We start from the raw sequence: 4952 nt of genomic DNA on the forward strand, positions 1-4952 counted from the left end.
CCTACCATCCATCACATTACGATTAGATATGGTTCTATAGGAATAGACTTGAAATCTCTGCATTCTACTTAAATAGAAGAATAACTAAAATTAACTATCTATTCTTATTATCTAAAAGAAGCAAAAGGTGATGATAGTTGGAACCCATTTAAATGGCTCAGGCTGATCTGAAGGGGCGTTATTTTGAATAAAACGATTTGATATTCATCTCTTCCAAGTTGCAAATAGATGGATAGTGAGAGTGAGCATATAGTAGCTCTTTTTGAAGAGCTACTATTATGATGCAATAAGAAGCTATCCTTGGGGACCCTGTTTACTATTAGAATAAATGGTCATGGGTAAATGAAACCTTTCTATATTATCCAATATTTCCGGTTTTATTTTCTTCTTTTTTCAGCCTATTTTATCGTTCTTATCCACGGATTAATTTTGATAACGGGTAATATCCAACAACAAGTTAATCAGATAGTTACCGAAAGGTGTAGGCCACTGGTGGGACTCCACTCTCAGACGCAAAAACATGATAACATTAAAGTCATTGGCATCGTGTAGGTGTGAGAGGTGTAATGAAAACTATCAATCAAAAAAAGTTACTGGCACAGGCTAAAGCAATCTGTCTGTCAAGAGGGGTTCGTTTGACACCTCAACGCCTTGAAATTCTTCGTCTAATCACTGAACAACCTAGTGCGATAAGCGCTTATGATTTGTTGGATTTGTTGCGTGAAGTCGAGCCACAAGCCAAGCCCCCAACGGTTTATCGTGGGTTAGAGTTTCTGCTGGAACAAGGGTTTATTCATAAAATAGAATCCACAAACAGCTATGTGATTTGTCATCATTTTGAACAACCTTGCCATACTTCGGCGATGTTTATCTGTGAGTTTTGTGGTTCAGTGACCGAAAAGGAAGCGAAAGATATTGAATTCGCCATTCAACAGCTAGCACAAGGCACCGGGTTTCATTTGCGAAATAGTGTGATAGAAGTTCATGGCCTGTGCTTTTCCTGCCATGAGATTGAAGCCTGTACCGAACGCGATACCTGCCAGCATAATCATTCGGTTGAAGAGAATAAAAAGAGATGAGAAAAAACGCTTGAAGCCTGATTGGGCAATAAGGCGGCCATCGCTGATATCATCATCTGTTTTTCAAGTTCCCGCTAAACCTAAGTTTAACGGGTACTGGGAAAAATGACCGCCCCAGAGTGGAATCAGAACCAATCCCCACTACGGATAACACCTACTGCCAATCCTTCAATAGTGAAATTCTGCTCACTCAAATCAACAACAATAGGTTTAAATTCCGGATTCTCAGCAATCAGTTCAATGGTGTTTCCTGTTTGTTTGAAACGTTTTACTGTCACTTCATCTTCAATACGCGCCACAATGACTTGCCCATTATGAACATCTTGTGTTTTATGCACAGCCAGCAAGTCCCCGTCCATAATACCAATGTCTTTCATGGACATCCCACTGACACGCAATAGAAAATCAGCGCTTGGCTTGAATAATGCAGGATCAACCTTATAGTGACTTTCGATGTGTTCCTGAGCCAGTAGTGGTTCCCCGGCAGCAACACGACCGATCAGCGGCAATCCCGCCCCACTGCCTTCCTGTTCAAGCAGCAAACGGATACCCCTGGATGCACCAGAGATAATCTCTATCACCCCTTTACGCGCAAGTGCTTTTAAATGCTCTTCCGCAGCGTTAGGTGAACGAAAACCAAGACGCGCAGCAATTTCAGCACGTGTTGGTGGCATACCCGTTTGCGAAATATGGTCGCGCACCAAGTTGTAGACTTGCTGCTGCCTGGCAGTTAATGCTTTCATTTCGCCCCCTGTTTGTTTATACAGTCAGACTGTGAGTATATACAGGTAAACTCGAATTGGGAACCTGTTAGCATGCAAAAGCACCTAAATAACGTATTCTGATGAAAATACACGTGACCTCAGTGCATGAAATGCGCCCAAAATATCATTCCCCAGATAAACAACGCCAGAAGAATGGTGAGCAATACAGCCGCAGACCCCATATCTTTCGCTCGTCCCGATAATTCATGATATTCACTACCGATACGATCCACCACGGCTTCAATGGCACTATTCAGAATTTCGACAATGACCACCAACATAACAGAGGCAATAAGCAGAAGTCTCTCAAGTAAGCCAAAATCAAAAGAAAATGCAATGATGACCGCAAGTATGGCAACAATGGCTTCCTGCCGAAACGCCGCTTCATTCTGCCATGCGGCTTTAATGCCTTTCGCCGAATACTTAGCCGCTTTAATGATGCGGATCAAACCTGTTGATTGATTTGCCATAAAAGTTTTCTTAAATGAACTGGATAATTGTATGTTTATATAACTTTTAGCCCTTATTATTGTCTTATTTCCACAGATCTCAAAATCTGTTTCTGGTATCCTTGCGACGCATTGCTAACAAGAGGCTTAAAGCAGTTATGTCAGGTTGGCGTAAAATATATTATAAGTTATTGAATTTACCAATAAAATTTTTAGTAAAAAGTAAACTAATCCCTACGGATCCCATTGCGGAGCTGCGTCTTGATACGACCCGGCCTATTTTGTACGTACTGCCGTACCACTCAAAAACAGACTTATTGACCCTGCGTCAACAATGTCTGGCGCAAGATTTGCCTGATCCGTTGGAACCTTTGGAAATTGGTGACACACAGCTTCCCAGTTATGTCTTTATTGATAACGGCCCACGTGTGTTCCGTTGTTATGCGCCAAAGCATGAATCGGTGAAAATTTTTCATTCCTATCTGGATTTGCATCGCAATAACCCCGATCTGAATATCCAGATGGTGCCAGTTTCCGTCATGTTTGGCCGCTCTCCGGGACGCGAAGGACAAGAAGGAAATACAGCGCCACAATTACGTTTGCTCAATGGCGCGCAGAAATTTTTTGCGATTTTATGGCTTGGGCGGGATAGTTTTGTGCGTTTCTCCACCCCCGTATCTTTACGTCATATGGCCGATGAACATGGTGCGGATAATATCATCGCCAACAAACTCGCCCGTGTGGCACGGATGCACTATTCCCGCCAGCGCCTTGCTGCGGTTGGGCCTCGTTTGCCGCTCAGACAAGATCTGTTCAACAAGTTGCTGGCTTCAAAAGCCATAGAAAAAGCGATTGCTGATGAAGCCCGTGGCAAGAAAATCTCTCCCGAAAAGGCAAAACAGAACGCCATTAATATGTTGGAAGAGATTGCGGCAAATTTCTCCTATGAAACAGTACGTTTGACCGACCGCGTATTAAGTTGGACATGGAACCGGTTGTATCAAGGCATTGATGTGCATAATGCCGAACGGGTTCGCCAGTTGGCACAGGATGGTCATGAGCTGGTTTATGTTCCATGCCATCGTAGCCATATGGACTACCTGCTGCTCTCGTATGTACTCTATCACCAAGGGTTGGTTCCACCGCATATTGCGGCGGGCATTAACCTGAATTTCTGGCCTGCCGGCCCGATATTCCGTCGTCTTGGTGCGTTTTTTATTCGCCGTACCTTTAAAGGCAATAAGCTCTATTCCACGATTTTTCGTGAATATCTTGGTGAGTTGTTTGCCCGTGGTTATTCGGTTGAATACTTTGTCGAAGGGGGACGCTCCCGTACCGGTCGTTTGCTCGATCCCAAAACCGGTACGCTCTCCATGACCTTGCAAGCCATGCTGCGAGGGGAATCTCGTCCAATCACGATTGTGCCGATCTATATCGGTTATGAACATGTCATGGAAGTGGCGACGTATGCCAAAGAGTTGCGCGGTGCGACCAAAGAAAAAGAAGGCTTTTTCCAGATGGTGCGAGGGCTGCGCAAGTTACGTAATCTCGGACAAGGTTACGTGAATTTTGGTGAGCCGATCCCGTTGGTACAATACCTGAACCAGCATGTTCCAGAGTGGCGTGACTCCATTGACCCAATAGAATCTCAGCGTCCAACCTGGCTGGCGCCAACAGTCAGCAAACTGTCGCGCAATATTATGGTCAATATCAATAATGCTGCAGCCGCGAACGCGATCAATTTATGCACCACGGCCTTGTTGTCGTCACGTCAGCGAGCACTGACCCGCGAACAGCTTATTGAGCAGTTGGATTGTTATCTGCAATTACTGCGTAATGTGCCTTACACTGGTGATATCACGGTGCCAAACAAAACCGCCGAACAATTGTTAGATCATGCTCTTCTGATGAATAAGTTCGAGGTCGAAAAGGACAGTCTGGGCGATATTATTATCCTGCCGCGCGAAAGTGCGGTATTGATGACTTATTATCGCAACAATATCCAGCACTTATTGATCCTGCCATCCCTGATTACCAGTATTGTGACGCATCACCGCCGCATTAGTCGCAGTGAATTGCTCAGACAAGTCGCGCTGATTTATCCGTTGATCAAGCAGGAGCTTTTCATGCGTTACAGCAAGGAAACGCTTGCCGATGTCGTCAATACCTTGATTGATGAGCTGGTACGCCAAGGTCTTATCTGCAACAAAGAGCAAGGAATGCTGGTACTGAATCCGGCACGTATTCGCCCACTGCAATTGTTGGCGGCCGGTATCAGAGAAACGCTGCAACGTTATGCCATTACGCTTTCTTTGTTGAATGCCACACCTGAAATCAGCCGTGGCGTACTGGAAAAAGAGAGCCGGATGCTGGCACAACGTCTGTCAGTGCTGCATGGCATTAATGCGCCGGAGTTTTTTGACAAGGCTGTTTTCGCCTGCTCGGTGAATACGCTGCGCGAAGAAGGTTATATTCAAGACAAAGGCGATATGATTACCACCAGCACGCAGGAACTCTATCATGTATTAAGTGAGCTGATGTCACCTGAAATTCGCTTGACGATTGAAAGTGTCAGCATGCCACCAGAGCAAAATGAACCGGTACAGGTCGCCCAAGAGCAGCAATAACGGCACAAAAAAATCAACGGGCGGATCACCGCC

Annotated in this window: 4 protein-coding genes; 2 read left to right on the forward strand and 2 right to left on the reverse strand. The window is 45.0% G+C overall.

Annotation, left to right across the window (positions count from 1 at the left end):
- Window positions 1-566: 566 nt before the first annotated feature.
- Window positions 567-1079 (forward strand): zinc uptake transcriptional repressor Zur, encoded by a 513-nt coding sequence (gene zur / locus PSI17_RS15730; RefSeq protein WP_273552871.1) that lies wholly within the window; start codon window positions 567-569, stop codon window positions 1077-1079.
- Window positions 1080-1204: 125 nt separating this feature from the next.
- On the opposite strand, the gene lexA is transcribed toward zur, so the two are convergent.
- Together lexA and PSI17_RS15740 are read right to left on the reverse strand one after the other, a co-directional pair.
- Entirely contained in the window at window positions 1205-1822 is a 618-nt protein-coding gene (lexA, locus tag PSI17_RS15735; protein WP_273552872.1) for a transcriptional repressor LexA, read from the reverse strand.
- 119 nt (window positions 1823-1941) lie between these two features.
- Window positions 1942-2313 carry a diacylglycerol kinase gene (locus tag PSI17_RS15740; protein WP_273552873.1) on the reverse strand — a complete coding sequence of 124 codons (372 nt, stop codon included), beginning with the start codon at window positions 2311-2313 and terminating at the stop codon, window positions 1942-1944.
- Between the two features lie 137 nt (window positions 2314-2450).
- On the opposite strand from PSI17_RS15740, the gene plsB reads away from it, so the two are divergent.
- The gene (gene plsB / locus PSI17_RS15745; protein WP_273552874.1) at window positions 2451-4919 is read left to right on the forward strand and encodes a glycerol-3-phosphate 1-O-acyltransferase PlsB; all 2469 of its coding nucleotides are present in this window, start codon (window positions 2451-2453) and stop codon (window positions 4917-4919) included.
- The last annotated feature ends 33 nt before the right edge of the window (window positions 4920-4952 follow it).

The organism is Xenorhabdus sp. IM139775 (assembly GCF_028598745.1).
Taxonomy (GTDB): domain Bacteria; phylum Pseudomonadota; class Gammaproteobacteria; order Enterobacterales; family Enterobacteriaceae; genus Xenorhabdus.

What these genes read in the sequence shown, in the direction of transcription:
- zur (WP_273552871.1), top strand. Translation starts at nt 567, where the DNA reads ATGAAAACTATCAATCAAAAAAAGTTACTGGCACAGGCTAAAGCAATC.
- lexA (WP_273552872.1), bottom strand. Translation starts at nt 1,822, where the DNA reads ATGAAAGCATTAACTGCCAGGCAGCAGCAAGTCTACAACTTGGTGCGC.
- PSI17_RS15740 (WP_273552873.1), bottom strand. Translation starts at nt 2,313, where the DNA reads ATGGCAAATCAATCAACAGGTTTGATCCGCATCATTAAAGCGGCTAAG.
- plsB (WP_273552874.1), top strand. Translation starts at nt 2,451, where the DNA reads ATGTCAGGTTGGCGTAAAATATATTATAAGTTATTGAATTTACCAATA.